At 54.6% G+C, this 20494-nt stretch carries 16 protein-coding genes; 13 read left to right on the plus strand and 3 right to left on the minus strand.

The genetic code is table 11. The features are described from left to right. Positions 1–11 precede the first annotated feature (11 nt). A complete protein-coding gene (gene pspA / locus IM313_RS11605) occupies positions 12–680 on the minus strand; it encodes a phage shock protein PspA (RefSeq protein ID WP_028013379.1) in 669 nt (222 codons plus the stop codon). Between the two features lie 151 nt (positions 681–831). On the opposite strand from pspA, the gene pspF reads away from it, so the two are divergent. The 7 genes from pspF (at position 832) to IM313_RS11640 (ending at position 8268) form a co-directional block, all read left to right on the plus strand. Continuing rightward, complete coding sequence (pspF, locus tag IM313_RS11610) at positions 832–1824, plus strand: phage shock protein operon transcriptional activator (protein WP_162497080.1); 993 nt, start codon at positions 832–834, stop codon at positions 1822–1824. 88 nt (positions 1825–1912) lie between these two features. Continuing rightward, a complete protein-coding gene (sapA, locus tag IM313_RS11615) occupies positions 1913–3553 on the plus strand; it encodes an ABC transporter substrate-binding protein SapA (protein WP_192971162.1) in 1641 nt (546 codons plus the stop codon). Continuing rightward, entirely contained in the window at positions 3550–4515 is a 966-nt protein-coding gene (sapB, locus tag IM313_RS11620; protein WP_028013382.1) for a putrescine export ABC transporter permease SapB, read from the plus strand. Before sapA ends, sapB begins: the two co-directional genes overlap by 4 nt. Beyond that, entirely contained in the window at positions 4502–5392 is an 891-nt protein-coding gene (gene sapC / locus IM313_RS11625; protein ID WP_028013383.1) for a putrescine export ABC transporter permease SapC, read from the plus strand. The genes sapB and sapC overlap by 14 nt, the downstream gene beginning before the upstream one ends. After that, entirely contained in the window at positions 5392–6384 is a 993-nt protein-coding gene (gene sapD / locus IM313_RS11630; protein ID WP_028013384.1) for a putrescine export ABC transporter ATP-binding protein SapD, read from the plus strand. The genes sapC and sapD overlap by 1 nt, the downstream gene beginning before the upstream one ends. Position 6385: 1 nt before the next feature. After that, positions 6386–7192, plus strand: a complete 807-nt coding sequence (sapF, locus tag IM313_RS11635) for a putrescine export ABC transporter ATP-binding protein SapF (protein ID WP_028013385.1) — start codon at positions 6386–6388, stop codon at positions 7190–7192. Positions 7193–7353: 161 nt separating this feature from the next. Then, on the plus strand, positions 7354–8268 hold the full coding sequence (locus tag IM313_RS11640) for an ATP-grasp fold amidoligase family protein (RefSeq protein WP_028013386.1): 915 nt from the start codon (positions 7354–7356) through the stop codon (positions 8266–8268). Positions 8269–8282: 14 nt separating this feature from the next. On the opposite strand, the gene IM313_RS11645 is transcribed toward IM313_RS11640, so the two are convergent. Both IM313_RS11645 and IM313_RS11650 read right to left on the minus strand, forming a co-directional pair. Then, positions 8283–9347 carry an ATP-binding protein gene (locus tag IM313_RS11645; RefSeq protein WP_192971163.1) on the minus strand — a complete coding sequence of 355 codons (1065 nt, stop codon included), beginning with the start codon at positions 9345–9347 and terminating at the stop codon, positions 8283–8285. Further along, positions 9344–10048 carry a response regulator gene (locus tag IM313_RS11650; protein ID WP_028013388.1) on the minus strand — a complete coding sequence of 235 codons (705 nt, stop codon included), beginning with the start codon at positions 10046–10048 and terminating at the stop codon, positions 9344–9346. Before IM313_RS11650 ends, IM313_RS11645 begins: the two co-directional genes overlap by 4 nt. Positions 10049–10319: 271 nt before the next feature. Here IM313_RS11650 and IM313_RS11655 point away from each other — a divergent pair, with 271 nt between their 5' ends. The 6 genes from IM313_RS11655 to pdeR all read left to right on the plus strand — a co-directional run bounded on the left by IM313_RS11655 (position 10320) and on the right by pdeR (position 20473). Beyond that, positions 10320–10706 (plus strand): transporter, encoded by a 387-nt coding sequence (locus tag IM313_RS11655; RefSeq protein ID WP_192971164.1) that lies wholly within the window; start codon positions 10320–10322, stop codon positions 10704–10706. Positions 10707–10842: 136 nt separating this feature from the next. After that, the gene (locus tag IM313_RS11660; protein WP_192971165.1) at positions 10843–13938 is read left to right on the plus strand and encodes a multidrug efflux RND transporter permease subunit; all 3096 of its coding nucleotides are present in this window, start codon (positions 10843–10845) and stop codon (positions 13936–13938) included. A gap of 270 nt (positions 13939–14208) precedes the next feature. Then, a complete protein-coding gene (fabI, locus tag IM313_RS11665) occupies positions 14209–14997 on the plus strand; it encodes an enoyl-ACP reductase FabI (RefSeq protein ID WP_003856831.1) in 789 nt (262 codons plus the stop codon). Positions 14998–15151: 154 nt separating this feature from the next. Further along, positions 15152–16138 (plus strand): oxidoreductase, encoded by a 987-nt coding sequence (locus tag IM313_RS11670; protein ID WP_049001084.1) that lies wholly within the window; start codon positions 15152–15154, stop codon positions 16136–16138. An 88-nt stretch (positions 16139–16226) separates the two neighbouring features. Continuing rightward, on the plus strand, positions 16227–18161 hold the full coding sequence (locus tag IM313_RS11675) for an exoribonuclease II (RefSeq protein ID WP_192971166.1): 1935 nt from the start codon (positions 16227–16229) through the stop codon (positions 18159–18161). Positions 18162–18481: 320 nt separating this feature from the next. Then, positions 18482–20473 carry a cyclic di-GMP phosphodiesterase gene (pdeR, locus tag IM313_RS11680; RefSeq protein ID WP_192971167.1) on the plus strand — a complete coding sequence of 664 codons (1992 nt, stop codon included), beginning with the start codon at positions 18482–18484 and terminating at the stop codon, positions 20471–20473. The last annotated feature ends 21 nt before the right edge of the window (positions 20474–20494 follow it).

A 20494-nucleotide genomic window follows, 5' to 3' on the forward strand; every position in this document is an offset into this window, starting at 1 on the left:
CCGCAACATTATTATTGGTTATCTTGCTTCATTTTGGCTTTCAATGCCGCCAGCTGCTCGCTGATTTCATCGTCCGCTTTCAGATCGGCAAACTGTTGATCCAGCGACTTTTGCTTACCGATGCCGTGGCTCTCTGCTTCCGCTTCCATCTGGTCGATACGACGCTCGAATGACTCAAAACGCGCCATGGCCTCATCCAGCTTGCCACTGTCCAGCTGACGACGCACGTCGCGGGAAGAGCTTGCCGCCTGATGACGCAGGGTCAGCGCCTGCTGACGCGCGCGGGTTTCGCTCAGTTTATTTTCGAGCTCACCAATCTCTTTTTTCATGCGGGTGAGCGTGTCTTCCACCAGCGTGACTTCATGCTCCAGCGTAGCGATCATGTCCGCCAGCTTCTGCTTTTCAATTAACGCCGCGCGAGCAAGATCTTCTTTATCTTTGCGCAGGGCGAGTTCCGCCTTTTCCTGCCATTCATTGAGCTGAGCGGTGGCCTGCTCGATACGGCGCGTTAACTGCTTTTTCTCAGCCAGCGCACGGGCGGAGGTAGAACGCACTTCAACCAGCGTGTCTTCCATCTCCTGAATCATCAGGCGCACCAGCTTCTGCGGATCTTCTGCTTTCTCCAGCAGTGAGTTGATGTTGGCGTTCACGATGTCGGCAAAACGAGAAAAAATACCCATAATCAAATCCTCATAGTTCTGTTATCGGGCTATGCCCTGCTGTACTGACAATACAATTTCCGTGCCAGTTTTTTATCTTATTGATTTTACACGGCGTGATTGATTTTTATTCAGCACAGAACTATGCTGACCTGGTGAATATCGCTAAGGAGTGGTTAATTTCATCATGGCTCAATACAAAGATAACTTACTCGGCGAAGCCAACAGCTTTCTTGAGGTGCTGGAACAGGTTTCTCGCCTTGCGCCGCTCAACAAACCGGTACTCATTATCGGCGAGCGCGGCACGGGTAAGGAACTGATTGCCAACCGTCTGCACTATTTATCCGGACGCTGGGACGGCCCCTTCATTTCTCTAAACTGTGCGGCGCTGAATGAAAACCTGCTCGACACCGAGCTGTTCGGCCACGAGGCGGGCGCGTTTACCGGCGCTCAAAAGCGCCATCCGGGACGTTTTGAGCGCGCCGACGGCGGCACCCTGTTCCTTGATGAACTCGCCACCGCGCCGATGCTGGTGCAGGAAAAGCTGCTACGCGTGATTGAGTATGGTGAACTGGAGCGCGTCGGCGGCAGCCAGCCGCTGCAGGTTAACGTGCGCCTGGTCTGCGCCACCAACGCCAATCTGCCGGAGATGGTTGCGGAGGAGAAATTCCGTGCCGATCTGCTTGACCGCCTGGCCTTTGACGTCGTTCAGCTTCCGCCCCTGCGCGACAGGAGAAGCGACATCATGCTGCTTGCTCAACAATTTGCGATTCAGATGTGCCGCGAGCTCGGTCTCCCTCTTTTCCCCGGCTTCAGCGATCATGCGCGGGAGACGCTTCTGGCCTACCGCTGGCCGGGAAATATCCGCGAACTGAAGAACGTTGTGGAGCGTTCTGTTTACCGCCACGGCAGCAGCGAGACGGAGCTGGACAATATCATTATCGATCCTTTTCAGCGCAATGCGCCGCCGGTTTCCTCCCCGTCATCGTCAGGCGATACTCCCGCGCTGCCCCTTGATTTGCGCCAGTTCCAGCACGAGCAGGAGCAACAGCTGCTGGAGCAAAGCCTGAAGGCGGCGAAATATAACCAGAAACGCGCGGCCGAACTCCTGGGCCTGACCTACCATCAGTTACGGGCATTGCTTAAAAAGCATCAAATGCGCTGACAATATCGGCACTTACCCGCAGACATTTTTACGAAGCAGGCGTAAGTGCGATACACTTTGCAGATCGAACCTAAAAACCTTAAAAATTATGCGTCTGGTTTTATCGTCCTTTTTTGCACTCGGTCTGTTCAGCGGCCTGGCGTTTGCTGCGCCCGGGCAGTCTACGCAGCCTGACATTCGTGACAGCGGCTTCGTCTATTGCGTAAGTGGCCAGGTGGACACCTTCAACCCGCAAAAAGCGGGCAGCGGGCTGATTGTGGATACGCTCGCCGCGCAGCTTTACGACCGTCTGCTTGATGTCGACCCGTACACCTATCGCCTGGTGCCTGAACTTGCGGAAAGCTGGGAAGTCCTGGATAACGGTGCAACCTACCGTTTTCGCCTGCGCGATGATGTCGCGTTTCAGCGTACGCCGTGGTTTACCCCTACGCGCAAGCTGAACGCGGATGACGTGGTCTTCACCTTCCAGCGTATCTTTAACCGTAACCACCCGTGGCATAACGTTAACGGGGATAATTTCCCCTATTTCGACAGCCTGCAGTTTGCCGACACCGTTAAAAGCGTGCGCAAGCTGGACAGCCGGACGGTTGAATTTACGCTGACGCGCCCGGATGCCTCCTTCCTCTGGCACCTGGCGACCCACTATGCGTCCGTTATGTCCGCCGAATACGCGGCGAAGCTGACGAAAAAAGATCGTCAGGAGCTGCTCGACCGCCAGCCGGTGGGTACCGGTCCATTCCAGCTGGCCGAATACCGAGCGGGGCAATATATTCGCCTGCAGCGCCACGAACATTTCTGGCGCGGTACGCCGCTGATGCCGCAGGTGGTGATCGATCTCGGGTCTGGCGGAACGGGACGGCTCTCGAAACTGCTCACCGGGGAATGCGACGTGCTCGCCTGGCCCGCTGCCAGCCAGCTCACCATTCTGCGCGACGATCCGCGTCTGCGTCTGACGTTACGCCCGGGGATGAACATCGCTTATCTGGCCTTTAACACCGATAAGCCGCCGCTGAACAATCCTGCCGTACGTCACGCTCTGGCGCTGGCGATCAACAACCAGCGTCTGATGCAGTCGATCTACTACGGCACGGCGGAAACCGCCGCCTCAATTTTACCGCGCGCCTCGTGGGCCTACGACGGTGAGGCTAAAATTACGGAATACAATCCGGCAAAAGCGCGTGAACAACTGAAAGCGCTGGGCGCGGAAAACCTGACGCTCCAGCTTTGGGTGCCCACCAGCTCCCAGGCGTGGAACCCGAGCCCGCTGAAAACCGCTGAACTGCTGCAGGCGGATATGGCGCAGGTGGGCGTCAAGGTGATCATCGTACCGGTTGAGGGCCGTTTCCAGGAGGCGCGCCTGATGGATATGAATCACGACCTCACCCTGACAGGCTGGGCTACTGACAGTAACGATCCGGACAGCTTCTTCCGGCCGCTGCTGAGCTGTGCTGCGATAAATTCGCAGACCAACTACGCCCACTGGTGTAACCGGGAGTTCGACGCCGTGCTGCAAAAAGCGCTCTCTTCCCAACAGCTGGCCTCGCGCATTGACGCTTACGATGAAGCGCAAAAGATACTCGCTCAGGAACTGCCGGTGCTTCCGCTGGCCTCTTCCCTGCGCCTTCAGGCCTACCGCTATGATATTAAAGGCCTGGTGCTGAGCCCGTTCGGCAACGCCTCGTTCGCCGGCGTATCGCGTGAAAAAGAACAAGAGGTGAAAAAACCATGATTATTTTTACCTTGCGTCGGCTCCTTTTACTGCTGGTGACGCTCTTTTTCCTGAACTTTGTCGGCTTCAGCCTGAGCTATTTCACACCCCACGCCCCTCTACAGGGCTCGTCGCTGTGGGATGCCTGGCTGTTCTGGTTTAACGGGCTGCTGCACTGGGATTTCGGCGTGTCGAGCATCAACGGGCAGCTTATCTCCGATCAGCTAAAAGAGGTTTTCCCGGCCACGATGGAGCTGTGCATTCTGGCCTTCGGCTTTGCCCTGATGGTAGGTATTCCCGTGGGCATGCTGGCCGGGATCTACCGCAACAAATGGCAGGATAAGTTTATCAGCGCCCTTGCCCTGCTCGGCTTCTCTATCCCGGTATTCTGGCTGGCGCTGCTGCTGACGCTGTTCTTCTCGCTGACGATGGGTTGGCTACCGGTCTCTGGCCGTTTTGACCTGCTCTATACGGTTAAAACGGTAACGGGTTTTGCCATCATTGACGCCTGGCTGTCCGATTCCGTCTGGCGCCATGAGATGATCGTCAGCGCCCTGCGTCATATGGTACTGCCGGTGCTGACGCTGGCGGTTGCGCCGACAACCGAGGTGATCCGTCTGATGCGCCTGAGCACCATCGAGGTGTTTGAGCAGAACTATGTCAAAGCTGCCGCCACGCGCGGATTGTCGCGCCTGACCATACTGCGCCGCAACGTCCTGCACAACGCTCTGCCGCCGGTAATTCCGCGCCTGGGGCTGCAGTTTTCCACCATGCTTACGCTGGCCATGATCACCGAGATGGTCTTTAGCTGGCCCGGGCTGGGACGCTGGCTGATTAACGCCATCCGTCAGCAGGATTATGCTGCTATCTCAGCGGGTGTGATGGTGATTGGTTCGCTGGTCATTATTGTTAACGTGTTGTCCGATATTTTGGGTGCGATGGCTAACCCATTGAAGCATAAGGAATGGTATGCCTTACGATAACGTTTACAGTGAAAAGCGCACGCCCGGTGCGCTGCGTACCGTGTGGCGAAAGTTCTATGGTGACACCACGGCAATGATCGGCCTTTATGGCTGCGCCGGTCTGGTATTGCTTTGCCTCTTTGGTTCGTGGTTTGCGCCTTATGGCATTGATCAGCAGTTCCTTGGCTATCAGCTGCTACCGCCTTCCTGGTCACGCTACGGCGAAGTCTCATTCTTCCTCGGCACTGACGATCTCGGACGCGACGTATTGAGCCGTCTGTTAAGCGGGGCAGCCCCGACGGTGGGCGGCGCGTTTGTCGTGACGCTCGCGGCGACGCTCTGTGGACTGGCGCTCGGTATTTTCGCGGGCTCCACGCATGGCCTGCGCTCGGCGGTGCTGAACCACATTCTGGACACGCTGCTGTCGATTCCGTCTCTGCTGCTGGCAATCATTGTGGTTGCCTTTGCCGGTCCGCATCTGTCGCATGCCATGTTCGCCGTCTGGCTGGCTATCCTCCCCCGCATCGTGCGCTCGGTTTACAGCATGGTGCATGACGAGCTGGAAAAAGAGTATGTCGTTGCGGCCCGTCTGGACGGCGCGACGACCTTCAATATTCTGTGGTTTGCCGTTCTGCCAAACATCGCCGCCGGGCTGGTCACCGAGATCACCCGCGCGCTGTCGATGGCGATTCTGGACATCGCTGCGCTCGGGTTCCTCGACCTCGGTGCGCAGCTGCCGTCCCCTGAATGGGGTGCGATGCTCGGTGACGCGCTGGAGCTAATCTACGTGGCGCCGTGGACGGTTATGCTGCCGGGGGCGGCGATTATGGTAAGCGTGTTGCTGATCAACCTGCTGGGCGATGGTATTCGCCGTGCAATTAACGCGGGGGTGCAATAATGCCGCTTCTTGATATTCGCAACCTCACCATTGAATTCAAAACCGGTGAAGGCTGGGTTAAAGCCGTCGATCGCATCAGCATTACTCTCGCCGAGGGCGAGATTCGCGGGCTGGTGGGTGAATCTGGTTCGGGAAAAAGCCTGATCGCCAAAGCGATCTGCGGCGTGGCGAAAGACAACTGGCGCGTGACCGCCGACCGCATGCGGTTCGACGATATAGACCTGCTGCGCCTCTCCCCGCGCGAGCGTCGCAAGCTGGTCGGCCATAACGTCTCGATGATTTTCCAGGAGCCACAGTCCTGCCTCGATCCGTCCGAGCGCGTAGGCAAACAGCTGATGCAGAACATTCCCGGCTGGACTTATAAAGGCCGCTGGTGGCAGCGTTTCGGCTGGCGCAAGCGCCGCGCCATTGAGCTATTACACCGCGTCGGGATCAAAGACCATAAAGACGCGATGCGCAGCTTCCCGTATGAGCTGACCGACGGTGAATGCCAGAAGGTGATGATTGCCATCGCCCTGGCTAATCAGCCGCGTTTGCTGATTGCGGATGAACCCACCAACGCGATGGAGCCGACCACCCAGGCACAAATTTTCCGCCTGCTGTCGCGCCTGAACCAGAACAATAACACCACCATTTTGCTGATCAGCCATGACCTGCAAATGCTCAGCAAATGGGCGGATAAAATTGACGTAATGTACTGCGGGCAAACGGTCGAAACTGCCCCGAGTGAGGAGCTGATCGCCGCGCCGCACCATCCATATACGCAGGCGCTTATCCGCGCCATTCCTGATTTTGGCAGCGCCATGCCGCACAAGAGCCGTCTGAATACCCTGCCCGGAGCGATTCCGCTGCTGGAATCGTTGCCGATAGGCTGTCGTCTGGGGCCGCGTTGTCCGTATGCTCAGCGTAAATGTATCGAGACGCCGCGCCTGACCGGCGCCAAAAATCATCTTTACGCCTGTCATTTCCCGCTGAACATGGAGAGAGAGTGAAATGGTCGAAACCTTGCTGGAAGTCCGCAATCTGAGTAAGACCTTTCGCTATCGCACGGGGCTGTTTCATCGTCAGACTGTCGAAGCGGTTAAGCCGCTGAGTTTTACCCTGCGTGAAAAACAGACGCTGGCGATCATCGGCGAAAACGGCTCCGGCAAATCCACGCTGGCGAAAATGCTTGCCGGCATGGTCGAGCCCACTGCTGGAGAAGTGTTGATTGACGATCATCCTCTGCAGTTTGGCGATTACTCTTTCCGCAGCCAGCGCATCCGCATGATCTTCCAGGATCCGTCTACCTCGCTTAATCCACGCCAGCGCATTTCGCAGATCCTTGATTTCCCTCTGCGTCTGAATACCGAACTGGAGCCAGAGGCGCGCCGCAAGCGTATCTTCGAAACACTGCGTATGGTTGGGCTGTTACCGGATCACGAAAGCTACTACCCGCATATGCTGGCTCCCGGTCAGAAACAGCGTCTGGGTCTGGCCCGCGCGTTGATTCTGCGCCCGAAAGTGATCGTTGCAGACGAAGCGCTTGCCTCGCTGGATATGTCGATGCGTTCGCAGCTGATTAACCTGATGCTCGAATTACAGGAAAAGCAGGGTATCTCCTACATCTACGTCACCCAGCATCTGGGGATGATGAAGCACATCAGCGATCAGGTAATGGTCATGCACCAGGGGGAAGTCGTCGAGCGCGGCAGCACGGCGGATGTGATGGCCTCCCCGCTTCATGAGCTGACGAAAAGGCTAATTGCCGGGCATTTCGGTGAAGCATTGACCGCCGATGCGTGGAGAAAAGACCGTTAAGCGCGGCGGTGAACACGGATTGCTCCGCTCAAATAAGGATTAAATAGCCTGCGTGCGCTATTTAATCCTTTTATTTTTTGTCTCCATCCCTGCTCCATATTTTAAGCAATATCCATCAATAGTTCTTCTCCAGAATACCGGGACATTACGGAGGAGAAGAAATGAACACCACCACATATGTTCTAAAATATACGGAGTATCTCATCAGAAAATGCCGTTCATATTTCATGACGGACCTCAATTTTCATACTGCAAAACTCAAAAAGACATCAGGCATAACCCCTGACATTAAATCACCCACTACGTTGAGTGAAAAAATATGTCATCGTCTGGTCTATGACCATAATAATCTCTACACAATGCTTGCCGATAAACTCGCCGTCCGCGAATACGTTGCGTCCAGAACAACGCGAGTAAAAGCGGTGCCATTGATTGGTGTATACCGCAGGTTTTCGCATATCGATTTTTCAACACTGCCCGATCAATTCGTCCTTAAGTGCAATCATGACAGTGGAAGCACAATAATCTGTACAAACAAAGACCAGTTCAATTACCGGCAGGCCCGAAAAAAGCTCACTCTCGCATTAAAGAAGAATTTGTATTACACCACGCGCGAGTGGCAGTACAAAAATATTACACCCGTTATACTGTGTGAGCCCTATGTCGATCTTTTCAATAATGCGGACAGGAACAGCACGCCGGAAATGCTGAGAATTCACTGTTTTCACGGCGTCGCACACTATGTTGAGGCCGATTTTACAGATGACCACGGCAGAGAGTTTATCAACGTTTACGACCGACACTGGAATTTACAGCCCTTCCAGATGGAATATCCTAATACGCCGGTCGCGCCCGGCGAGCCGAAATTGTTCCGTGAGGCTCTGCTGGCCGCTCAGGAGCTGGCGAAGGGTCTTGACTACTGCCGCGTTGACCTCATGTTGAAAAGCGATGAAATTTACTTCAGTGAAATAACCTTAAGCCCAAAACGGGGCAAATTGCGAATTACCCCTCTGGAATGGGATACAAAGTTAGGCGATATATGGCAGTTGCCGCTATCGGCGGGCAGGCCAGGCTGACCTGCCGCCAGGGCTCAGGCATCGGGCCAGGTCAGTTTGAACAGGGAGTGGTTTTGCTTCGATAAGGTATACGTTACATCGCCACCATGAGCCAGCATGATGGCTTTTACCACCGATAAGCCTAAACCACATCCTTCGGGATTAACATCTCTGGCACCTTTATCCCGCTGGAAAGGTTGAAATAAGAAATCATGAAATTCCCTGGGAATGCCCGGCCCGCCATCCTCAATAAGGATATAATTGCCTTTATCAGAGACGCCATTTTTTACGATGAGTTTTTGCGAAGTTGAATAATGTAATGCGTTGTCAAACAGAACGGCCAGACACTGATTGATGCGCAACGGATCGAACACGCATCGCTGTTCACTCAACTCTGTTTTAATCACAAACTGATTGTGCTTGAACTCGGGCATGAAAGTATCAAGCGCATCCTGGATTGTGCCTTTGAGGTCCGTTCTGGATTTATACAGCGTATAACCCGCCCCGCCGTCAGAGCTGATCACCCGAAGATCTTCAATCAAACGGGTTAACCCCTCAGTCTGCTTGAGAAGATTATTAAAAAGCAGCGGATCCGGCTCAAAAACGCCGTCAACCAGCCCCTGAAGCCGTCCGCGTAAAATCGTGACCGGGGTTCTCAGCTCATGGGCAATGGCGGCATTCCAGGATTTCCTCTGAATATCCAGCGTCTGGAGTTTTTCCGCCATTTCATTGAAATCCGTAACCAGATGATTGACCTCTCCCAGACGGGAGCTGGCGCAATAAGCACGGGCATCCAACTGGCCCTGAGAAATTTTTCTCAGGCTGGACGCTACCGCGTTTAACGGGGTGAGTATTCGTGAAGAAAGTTTTATCGTTAAAAATATCGCGATTATCAGACTGATTGTTGTCGCGGTCCCAATCCACACCCAGTCCCACATCGTCATTTGCTCGTCATCGCCCGCAACGGCACCGCCGGGGAGGTGATCGAGAATAAAAGAGTAAAAAAACCAGGAGCCCAGCACCGCAATGGCAATGATCATAAACGTCAGCAGCAGCATATACGTTAGGATCTGCCGACTCAGGACAGAATCTCTGTTCATTTTTTCTCCCCGAGCCGATAGCCCATCCCCCTGATGCTCTCAGGAACGCCATAAAGGCCTGCAAGCTCCAGCTTTTTACGTAGCTTGCTCATATGGCTGTCTACCGTTCTGTCGAGCGTATCGCCTTCCGGCAGACACGCGTTAAGTAACTCTTCCCGGGAACAGACCTTTCGCGGGTATCTCACCAGGTAAGTAAGAAGTTTAAATTCCGTCGTCGTTAATACCGGGGAGACTACCTCTTCGCCCACGGTGACCTCAACGTAGAAATCGTCCGGGTAGACCGTAATAAAAGGCGTCCTGAGAGGCACGGCACCCGCCTGCTGGAGAGCGGGTCTGGTTCTGCGCAGCACGGCTTCAACCCGCGCGACCACTTCGGAAGGGTTGAAAGGTTTGATGACGTAATCATCCGCGCCAAGCCTGAGCCCCATCAGCTTATCCACGTCCTGATCGAGTGCGGACACCATAATGACGGGCACAGAACTTTCCTGACGGAGCGTCGTGAGTACGCTCCAGCCATCGCATACGGGCAGATGGATATCCAGCAATATAAGATCCGGTTTATGGAGCCGATTAAGCGCTATCGCCTGCTCGCCCTGCCGGGCTCTCAGCGTTTTCATCCCAGAACGCTCTAAGTAACTCATCAGTATATCGGCAATTTCGTTTTCATCTTCAACAACAAGGATTAGAGTATTTTTGTTCATTTTATCTCCGCGGGTGAAATCCCTTTGAGCACGCTATCAGATATCTTTAGCACAATAAGACACAGGCTCCGGGAAAAAGTGCCGTGGCCGCGAAAATTTCCTGGATTAATTTAAGTGCCCGGCAATTTCTCCATACAGCCTACACATTCAGTCAATAAAGACTCGACAATGTCAGTCCACAATAGTTATTCGGAGTTAAACCGTCTTTCGTTTAACGTGGTAAATACCCCTGTCGCTTAAAGGCTTTCTGAATTTGGCTGAGATAATGAGCATGGAACTTTCGAAATACTTCTCTCCTAAAAAAATCGGCATATTTTCTCTCTTCCTGCTGCTATCGTGGGGATTACTTTATACCTGGCTGGTATTGATGCATATAATGGATGAGAAAGTCGCCGCAACGCTACTCTCTTCCCCCATGATCTATGGCTGCATTGCCTTGTCGGTTGTCTCTCTGATAATACAAAACAAAGCAGGCGCGTTCACTGAATTACTTCTCATCGCCTTCTGGCTAATGGTGATTTTTGTTTATCTCATTATTACGTTCACTGTGCTGCTGAACGTTACGCCAGATTTCAACGATTTGGTGTTTTACTATGAGTGTTATTTAATTCTCTTTTTTGGCGGTTCACCGTTGTACCTCATCGTGAGAATGATTTAAACAACCGCGTTGTTTCGCTCCACGCTCTCTCCATAAACCGCCCATGTCCGCTAAACAGGCGAGTTGTAGACTCTCCATCACACCATCTTGAACAAAATAACTCACTGAAAGAGTCACGTATCTGGAAGTTAAATTAATGCCTCATTTCTTTATTGAACGTCCCATTTTCGCCTGGGTCGTGGCGCTTTTTATCGTCCTGGCGGGTGTATTATCTATCCCCCGGCTGCCGGTTGCGCAGTATCCGGCGGTGGCACCGCCTGGGATTATTATTTCTGTCACCTACCCGGGTGCCAGCCCCGATATTATGAATACGTCGGTGGTGTCGTTACTTGAGCGCGAAATATCTGGCGTCGATAATTTGCTTTACTTCGAATCATCCAGTGACACAACCGGTTCTGCGTCTATTACCGTGACGTTTAAGCCCGGCACGGACATCAAGCTGGCGCAGATGGACCTTCAGAACCAGATTAAAATTGTGGAGCCGCGTTTGCCACAGGCGGTAAGGCAAAATGGCATCAACGTCGAGGCGGCCAATTCCGGTTTTTTAATGATGGTGGGGCTCAAGTCCGCCACCGGTAAATTTGAGGAAGCCGATTTAAGCGATTACTTTGCCCGGCATGTAAGCGACGAGCTTCGCCGCGTACCTGGAGTAGGGAAAATTCAGCTGTTTGGTGGCGAAAAAGCGCTGCGCATCTGGCTGGACCCGATGAAGCTTCATAGCTACGGACTTTCGGTTAGCGATGTGCTTACCGCCGTTGGCCAGCAAAATGCCCTTGTTTCGCCCGGCAAAACGGGAGATGAACCGGCATCTGAAGGGCAAGGCGTAACGTATCCGATCACCGTGAAGGGGCAACTCACTTCCGTAGAGGCTTTCAGGAATATTACTCTGAAATCAGAGGCGTCCGGCGCAAGGCTGAAGCTGTCCGACGTCGCGCGCATTGAGTCCGGCCTGCAAAGCTACGCTTTCGGTATCCGCGAAAATGGGGTTCCCGCAACGGCTGCGGCAGTCCAGCTATCGCCTGGCGCCAATGCGATGAGCACGGCTGCAGGCGTACGCGCACGCATCGACGAACTTTCTCAGGTGTTGCCGGAAGGAATGACGTTTACGGTTCCCTTCGATACCGCGCCTTTTGTGAAGCTCTCCATCATGAAGGTGGTGCAGACATTTGTGGAAGCGATGGTTCTGGTCTTCCTCGTAATGCTGCTGTTTCTGCATAAAATACGCTGTACGCTTATCCCGGCGATTGTTGCCCCCGTCGCACTGCTTGGCACCTTCACGGTGATGCTATTGAGTGGATACTCCATCAATATTCTGACCATGTTCGGCATGGTTCTGGCGATAGGGATTATCGTAGATGACGCCATTGTGGTCGTGGAGAACGTTGAGCGCCTGATGGAAGAAAAACAACTCTCTCCGCGCGACGCGACCCGGGAGGCCATGAAAGAAATCACGCCGGCAATTATCGGGATCACGCTGGTGCTTACCGCCGTCTTTATTCCCATGGGTTTCGCCGAAGGATCCGTCGGGATTATTTATCGACAATTTTGTATTTCCATGGCTGTCTCCATACTGTTATCGGCATTTCTTGCCCTCACGCTTACCCCCGCGCTATGCGCGACGCTACTTAAGCCTCACAGCGCAGCAAGGCACGTTGGTGGCAGGTTCGCGGCAGGGTTTAACGCCCGCTTTCGTACCCTCACGACGTGGTACGAATCCTGGCTGGGCGCGGTGCTGAGACGTACCGGGCGTATGCTGCTGCTGTACGTTGCGCTATGTGCTGCCCTATGTTTGGGGCTTTCTTCGCTGCCCTCGTCCTTTCTTCCGGATGAAGATCAGGGCTATTTTATGTCCTCAATTCAGCTGCCTTCCGATGCCACAATGCAGCGCACCCTGAGAGTGGTTAAAAAATTTGAAGAGGAAATTGCGGCCCGGCCGGATATTGAAAGCAACATTATGATTCTGGGATTTGGGTTTTCAGGCTCGGGACCGAATTCGGCCATGGCCTTCACCACGCTGAAGGACTGGAAAGATCGGCAGGGTACGACCGCACAGAATGAAGCCGACCATATACAGGCCAGCATGGCTAACGTCTCTGATGCCGTCACGATGAGCCTTCTCCCGCCGGCCATTTCGGATATGGGCACCTCCTCGGGCTTCACCTGGTACGTGCAGGACAGAGCGGGACTGGGCTACGAGGCGTTAAAGAGAGCGGCCGATGCGCTGGTTGTGAAAGCTAATCAACGTCCTGAACTGAGTGACGTGTATATAGACGGTCTGCCGGAAGGAACAAGCCTGGCCCTTCAGATTGACCGGGAAAAAGCGGAAGCGCTGGGCGTTTCATTTGATGAAATCAACCAGACGCTCTCGGTCACCATGGGATCGAACTACGTTAATGACTACACGAACAAGGGCCGTGTTCAGCAGGTCATTATTCAGGCCGACGCCCCTTACCGCATGCAGCCTGAGCAGATCCTGAAATTATCGGTAAAAAACCGTATGGGGCAGATGGTGCCAGTATCTACGTTTGCGACGCTTTCCTGGAACGTTGCGCCGCAGCAGTTGACGCGTTATCAGGGATATTCTGCTATCCGCATTACCGGCAGTGCGGCCCCAGGCAAATCCAGCGGCACTGCAATGAAGGCCATGGAGACGTTGTCACGGGATTTACCGCAGGGGATGGCCGGCGAGTGGGCCGGGAGCTCATTGCAGGAGAGAAAATCCGAATCTCAGCTCCCGGGTCTGATCGTTCTGTCGATACTGGTCGTGTTCATGGTGCTCGCCGCCCTGTATGAGAGCTGGTCAATTCCCTTTGCGGTCATGCTGGTCGTTCCCCTGGGGCTTATCGGTGCGGTAGTTGCCGTCTCCGTTGCGGGCATGACGAATGATGTTTTCTTTAAGGTCGGTCTTATCACCCTGATAGGCCTGTCCGCCAAGAACGCTATTCTGATTGTCGAGTTTGCAAGGCAGCTCCACCGGGAAGGACAACCCCTGCTGGCGGCTACGATACAGGCCGCAAGCCAGCGTCTGCGCCCTATTCTGATGACATCGTTAGCCTTTACGTTAGGCGTGGTGCCATTGATGCTGGCGCGTGGCGCGAGTGACAGCACGCAGCACGCTATCGGCACCGGGGTGTTTGGCGGCATGATCAGCGGCACGCTTCTCGCGATCTTTTTCGTCCCGGTATTCTTTATTGTCGTTGCGCGTTTCGTCGAAAACGCCAGGAAAGTGTGAATACCGCTGACGAATCGCGGAACCTTGCTGGTTGGATGAGGCGAAGCTGCTGCCGGGTGATATACTGGACGAATGCTGAAATTTTGAGCCCCCGCCAGCCCGCGCCTCACCTTTTGGGGCATTCCTCTTCGGAGATCGACGAGAAATATCGTGACACAAGGGGCCGTGAGTGGGCTATAATTTCGAGCTAATTTCGAATGATTTTGAAATACTGCCTGTAACGCTATGAATTACAAGGCAAAATAAGCAATGAATATAAGGATTAAAGCTATGGGTTTTCTTTCCGGTAAGCGCATTCTGGTGACTGGCGTTGCCAGCAAACTGTCCATCGCATACGGCATCGCACAGGCAATGCATCGCGAAGGCGCTGAGCTGGCGTTCACCTACCAGAACGACAAGCTGAAAGGCCGTGTTGAAGAGTTTGCCGCGCAGCTGGGTTCCAGCATTGTTCTGGAATGTGACGTTGCACAAGACGAAAGCATCGACGGCATGTTTGCTGAACTGGCAAAAGCATGGCCGAAATTCGACGGTTTCGTTCACTCCATCGGCTTCGCTCCTGGCGACCAGCTGGACGGCGACTACGTGAACGCGGTAACCCGTGATGGCTTTAAAATCGCGCACGACATCAGCTCCTACAGCTTCGTTGCAATGGCGAAATCTTGCCGCGCAATGCTGAACCCGGGCGCAGCGCTGCTGACCCTGTCCTACCTGGGCGCAGAGCGTGCTATCCCTAACTACAACGTTATGGGCCTGGCGAAAGCCTCTCTGGAAGCCAACGTCCGCTACATGGCGAACGCAATGGGTCCAGAAGGCGTGCGCGTTAACGCCATCTCTGCTGGCCCTATCCGCACCCTGGCGGCGTCCGGCATCAAAGATTTCCGTAAAATGCTGGCACACTGCGAAGCGGTTACCCCGATTCGTCGTACCGTTACCATTGAAGATGTGGGTAACTCTGCTGCATTCCTGTGCTCTGACCTTTCCGCAGGTATCTCCGGCGAAGTGGTTCACGTTGACGGCGGCTTCAACATCGCTGCAATGAACGAGCTGGAAATTAAATAAGCTGTGGCTCTCTTCCCGCACGGGAAGAGAGCTTTCCCCCTCCGCACTCCCCTTCGTTATTCCGTTCTGCTATTTGTTATCACCTAACAATATTTTTCCCTTTATCTGCCTTACGCCAGGATATTGATCGCCATTTTGAGATCAAGGAACGCCCATGGAACAACGCCGTTTTTCCGGCAAAGGCCACTGGTATCACGAAACCCAGTCTAACCACGCGCAGCCGGATGTGCTGCCCCTGGTGCCCGAAGCCGCTAACGTCGACGATCGTTTTTTGCTCGATTTAGCCCTGCCAGATGAGATTGTCGCCGCCTGTACCGGCTGGCTCGCTCCTGCCAGATCCTTATGTCACCAGCTGTTCCCGCTCTCACTTCCCGTAAACCGCCTGCGAACGCTTAGCGCCTACGATCGGTTAAGTACCGCGCTGACGGTGGCGCAGGCCTGCGGCGTTCAGCGGCTGTGCAACCACTACGCCGCCCTCCTCGCCCCGCTGCCGGGCCCTGACTCCTCCCGCGAAAGTAACCGACGGCTGGCGCAAATCACGCAGTACGCCCGCCAGCTCGCCAGCTCACCTGACGTCATTGATGATAAGGCGCGAAACCAGCTTGATGAGGTAGGTCTGTCTATCTATGACGTTGTGGTAATTAACCAGATAATCGGCTTTATCGGTTTTCAGGCGCGCGTGGTCGCCGTCTTTCAGGCGCTGCTCGGCCATCCCGTCCGCTGGCTGCCTGGCCATCATATTCAGCCGCACACCCTGCCAACGTCCTCCGACGCGTGGATCTCGCTTCTGCCCGTGGTCGAGCTTCGCTATGCCAGTGCGCATCAGCTTGAGTCCCTCTCCCGCTGGCAGGCAGAGCCCACGCTTGAGGCGCTGACGCCGGTCCTGTGCCATGAACCGACCTTGCTCGATCTGATGGGGGAGATCCTGATAAACAGCCGGGAAACGGTTTCGCTGCCTCCTCCGGCGCTTTCGGCAGCAGCCGAATTGCTGACACGCTCGCCGGACCGCTTCAGCGCCGCACAATTTACCCCGCTCACGGAAGAAGGACTTACTGCCGTTCAGGCGATCAACCTGCTCAGCCAATGCGCGCTGGAGGGCTGGATCAATCGACTAAAAGTCGCGTCCGGCAAAGCGGAATAACCACACTCTTTCCCCAAAGAGCGCTTGCTGTAGCAGTGAGAATCGCGTAAAACTGTCAGCCGCTCAATGGCTACGAAAATAGAACATTATGTTTCAGGACAACCCGCTGCTAGCGCAGCTTAAACAGCAACTGCATTCCCAGACGCCGCGTGCAGAAGGGGTCGTGAAAGCCACGGAAAAGGGCTTTGGCTTCCTTGAAGTTGACGCGCAGAAAAGCTACTTCATTCCGCCACCGCAGATGAAGAAAGTGATGCATGGCGATCGCGTCATGGCCGTCATCCATACCGAGAAGGAACGTGAATCCGCCGAGCCGGAAGAACTGATCGAGCCGTTCCTGACCCGCTTTGTGGGCAAAGTGCAGAGAAAGGACGATCGTCTTTCTGTCGTGCCGGATCACCCCCTGCTGAAAGATGCCATTCCCTGCCGCGCCGCCCGCGGCGTTGAGCATGATTTTAAAGAAGGTGACTGGGCCGTAGCAGAAATGCGCCGTCATCCTCTGAAAGGCGACCGCGGTTTCTATGCTGAACTGACCCAGTTCATCACCTTTGGCGACGACCATTTCGTCCCGTGGTGGGTCACGCTGGCGCGCCATAATCTTGAAAAAGAAGCGCCGAACGGCGTGGCAACTGAGATGCAGGATGAAGGCCTGGCGCGCCGCGATCTTACCGCGCTGGAGTTTGTCACCATCGACAGCGCCAGCACAGAAGATATGGACGATGCGCTCTACGCTGAAGAGGGCGCCGATGGCAAACTGCATTTGACCGTCGCCATTGCCGATCCAACCGCCTGGATTGTGGAAGGCAGCAAGCTGGACGAAACGGCGAAAATCCGCGCGTTCACCAACTACCTGCCGGGCTTTAACATCCCGATGCTGCCGCGCGAACTGTCTGACGACCTCTGCTCGCTGCGCCCAAATGAGGTGCGCCCGGTTCTCGCCTGCCGCATGACCATTGCCGCAGATGGCACGATTGAAGACGATATCGAATTCTTTGCCGCCACCATCGAATCCAAAGCCAAGCTGGCCTATGACAATGTCTCCGACTGGCTGGAAAACACCGGCAGCTGGAAACCTGAATCCGATGCTATCGCAGCACAGATTCGTCTGCTGCACCGCATCTGCCTGAACCGCGGCGAGTGGCGCAAGACTCACGCCCTGGTCTTCAAGGATCGCCCGGATTATCGTTTTGTTCTCGGTGAAAAAGGCGAAGTGCTGGATATCGTGGCCGAGCCGCGACGCATTGCTAACCGCATCGTCGAAGAAGCGATGATTTCCGCCAACATCTGTGCCGCGCGCGTGCTGCGCGACAGGCTGGGCTTCGGTATTTACAACGTTCATACCGGATTCGATCCGGCCAATACCGAAGCGCTCGCGGCCCTGCTGAAGAATCACGATGTGCATGTTGATCCGGAAGAAGTGCTGACACTGCCGGGCTTCTGCAAGCTTCGCCGCGAGCTGGACGCTCAGCCGTCCGGTTTCCTGGATAGCCGTATTCGCCGCTTCCAGTCCTTCGCGGAAATCAGCACCGAGCCAGGCCCGCACTTTGGCCTCGGTCTGGAAGCCTACGCCACCTGGACCTCCCCGATCCGTAAGTATGGCGATATGGTTAACCACCGCCTGCTGAAAGCGATTATTAAGGGCGAAACCATTGCCCGTCCTCAGGACGACACCACCCTACAGATGGCCGAGCGTCGCCGTCTGAACCGCATGGCGGAACGTGACGTTGGAGACTGGCTATACGCGCGCTTCCTGCAGGATAAAGCCGGTACCGATACCCGCTTCGCGGCAGAAATTATTGATATCAGCCGCGGGGGAATGCGCGTACGTCTGGTGGATAACGGTGCGGTCGCCTTTATCCCTGCCCCGTTCCTGCACGCCGTTCGTGACGAACTGGTCTGCAGTCAGGAAAGCGGCACCGTGCAAATTAAAGGCGAGACGGTTTACAAAGTCACTGACGTGATTGATGTAACTATCGCTGAAGTTCGCATGGAAACCCGCAGTATTATTGCGCGCCCTGTCGCCTGATAACCTGCTCAATTGTCGGTCATTTCCGTTCAGAAAGGCCGACAATTTTCTCCCTGTCTTTCCCCCCGCAAAAGCATCATTTTTCTTACTTTTTCCGCCCCAGCCCGCCCAAAATAGCCATAATTATCTACAGTTAAAGAGTGCTGCCCTGTTCGGGCACGTGGATTTTATACGCTCAGCATTTTTATATGCCTGATGCGTTTTATTATAAAAAAGCTGCGAAAAACAATGCCTTCACTGCGGCTTTGCCGCTATTTTCAACGGAAAAGTCGACGACTAATGAATAATTTGTTCGCTAATGCGTCGCGGCGGGAGAAATCATGATCGACGAACTTGAGCAAAATTTGCTGTTTCGTTACATGGGTACTCACAGCCCGTGGTGGCGATTGTCGGCTGACAGCAACGTTCTGCACCTTGCCGCCAGCGAAAATGCTGACGTGACTCAGGAGATCGTACTGGATGATGAACAGGCCGCACAGATCCGTCAGCTAACGGTAATGACCACCAGCATTTCCCTGAACCTCTCTCTTTACGGCGAGCAAGTTCCCGTCCATCTTGTCGGACGCAAAATCACCCGAAACGAGTGGGCCGGAACGGCTTCCGCCTGGAACGATACGCCCTCCGTGGCACGCGATCTGGCTCAGGGACTCTCCTTTGCGGAACAGGTTGTTTCTGAAGCGAATTCCGTCATTGTCATTCTCGATCAAAACGGCAATATCCAGCGCTTTAACCGCCTGAGCGAAGAGTATACCGGTCTGAAAGAACATGAAGTCATTGGTCAGAACGTGTTTGAACTGTTCATGAGCCGCAGCGAAGCGGCAGCCTCGAAGCGCAACATTGCGGGTTTCTTTCGCAACGGCAGCTCCTACGAAGTCGAACGCTGGATTAAAACGCGAAAAGGGCAACGCTTGTTTCTGTTCAGAAATAAATTCGTTCACAGCGGCAGCGGTAAAAATGAAATTTTCCTTATCTGCTCCGGGACCGACATTACCGAAGAACGACGGGCACAGGAGCGCCTGCGCGTGCTGGCCAATACCGATACCATCACCGGCCTGCCCAACCGCAATGCGATCCATGAGCTGATTTCAGACGCCATCAATAGCCGCGGCGACACGCAGGTTGGCGTGGTGTACCTCGACCTCGATAACTTCAAAAAGGTTAACGATGCCTACGGGCATATGTTCGGCGATCAGCTCCTGCAGGCGGTTGCACTTGCCCTTCTGAGTTGTCTGGATGAGGGGCAGGTTTTAGCGCGGCTCGGCGGCGATGAGTTTATCGTTATGGCCACCAATACCTCTCAGGGCTCGCTGGAAGCGATGGCGTCGCGTATTCTGACCCGCCTGCGCCAGCCGTTCAGAATCGGTCTGATTGAGGTTTACACCGGTTGCTCCCTGGGGATCGCCCTCGCGCCGCAGCACGGGAACGATCGGGAAAGCGTGATTCGCAATGCCGACATCGCCATGTACACCGCCAAGGAGAATGGCCGTGGCAAATTCTGCGTCTTCTCCCCCGAGATGAACCAGCGCGTGTTTGAGTACCTGTGGCTGGACACCAACCTGCGTAAAGCGCTGGATAACGATCAGCTCCTGATCCACTACCAGCCGAAAATGACCTGGCGCGGCGAAGTCCGAAGCCTTGAAGCTCTGGTCCGCTGGCAGTCGCCCGAGCGCGGGCTGATCCCCCCTCTGGAATTTATCTCTTATGCCGAGGAGTCCGGTTTGATTGTGCCGCTGGGTCGCTGGGTGATGCTTGATGTGGTTCGCCAGGTGGCAAAATGGCGTGACAAGGGAATTAACCTGCGCGTGGCCGTGAACGTCTCTGCACGTCAGCTGGCCGACCAGACGATTTTCAGCGAGCTAAAGCAGGCGCTTAAGGATCTGCATTTTGAGTACTGCCCTATCGACGTTGAGTTAACCGAAAGCTGTCTTATCGAAAACGAAGAGCTGGCGCTCTCGGTGATCCAGCAATTCAGTCGGCTCGGGGCACAAATTCATCTGGACGATTTCGGTACCGGCTACTCTTCCCTTTCCCAGCTGGCGCGTTTTCCTATTGATGCCATTAAACTCGATCAGGCTTTTGTCAGAGATATTCATAAGCACTCTGTCTCCCAGTCTTTGGTACGCGCCATTGTCGCAGTGGCGCAGGCGTTAAACCTGCAGGTGATTGCCGAAGGGGTGGAAAACGCAAAAGAAGATGCCTTTCTGACCAAAAACGGCGTCAACGAACGGCAGGGTTTTCTTTTCGCTAAGCCGATGCCCGCTGCCGCATTCGAGCGCTGGCTAAAACGATATCAAGCGCGACAACAACGTTAACGTCATACAGAGGTTCACTTT

This window comes from Enterobacter cloacae complex sp. P2B, assembly GCF_014895985.1.
GTDB classification, from domain to species: domain Bacteria; phylum Pseudomonadota; class Gammaproteobacteria; order Enterobacterales; family Enterobacteriaceae; genus Enterobacter; species Enterobacter bugandensis.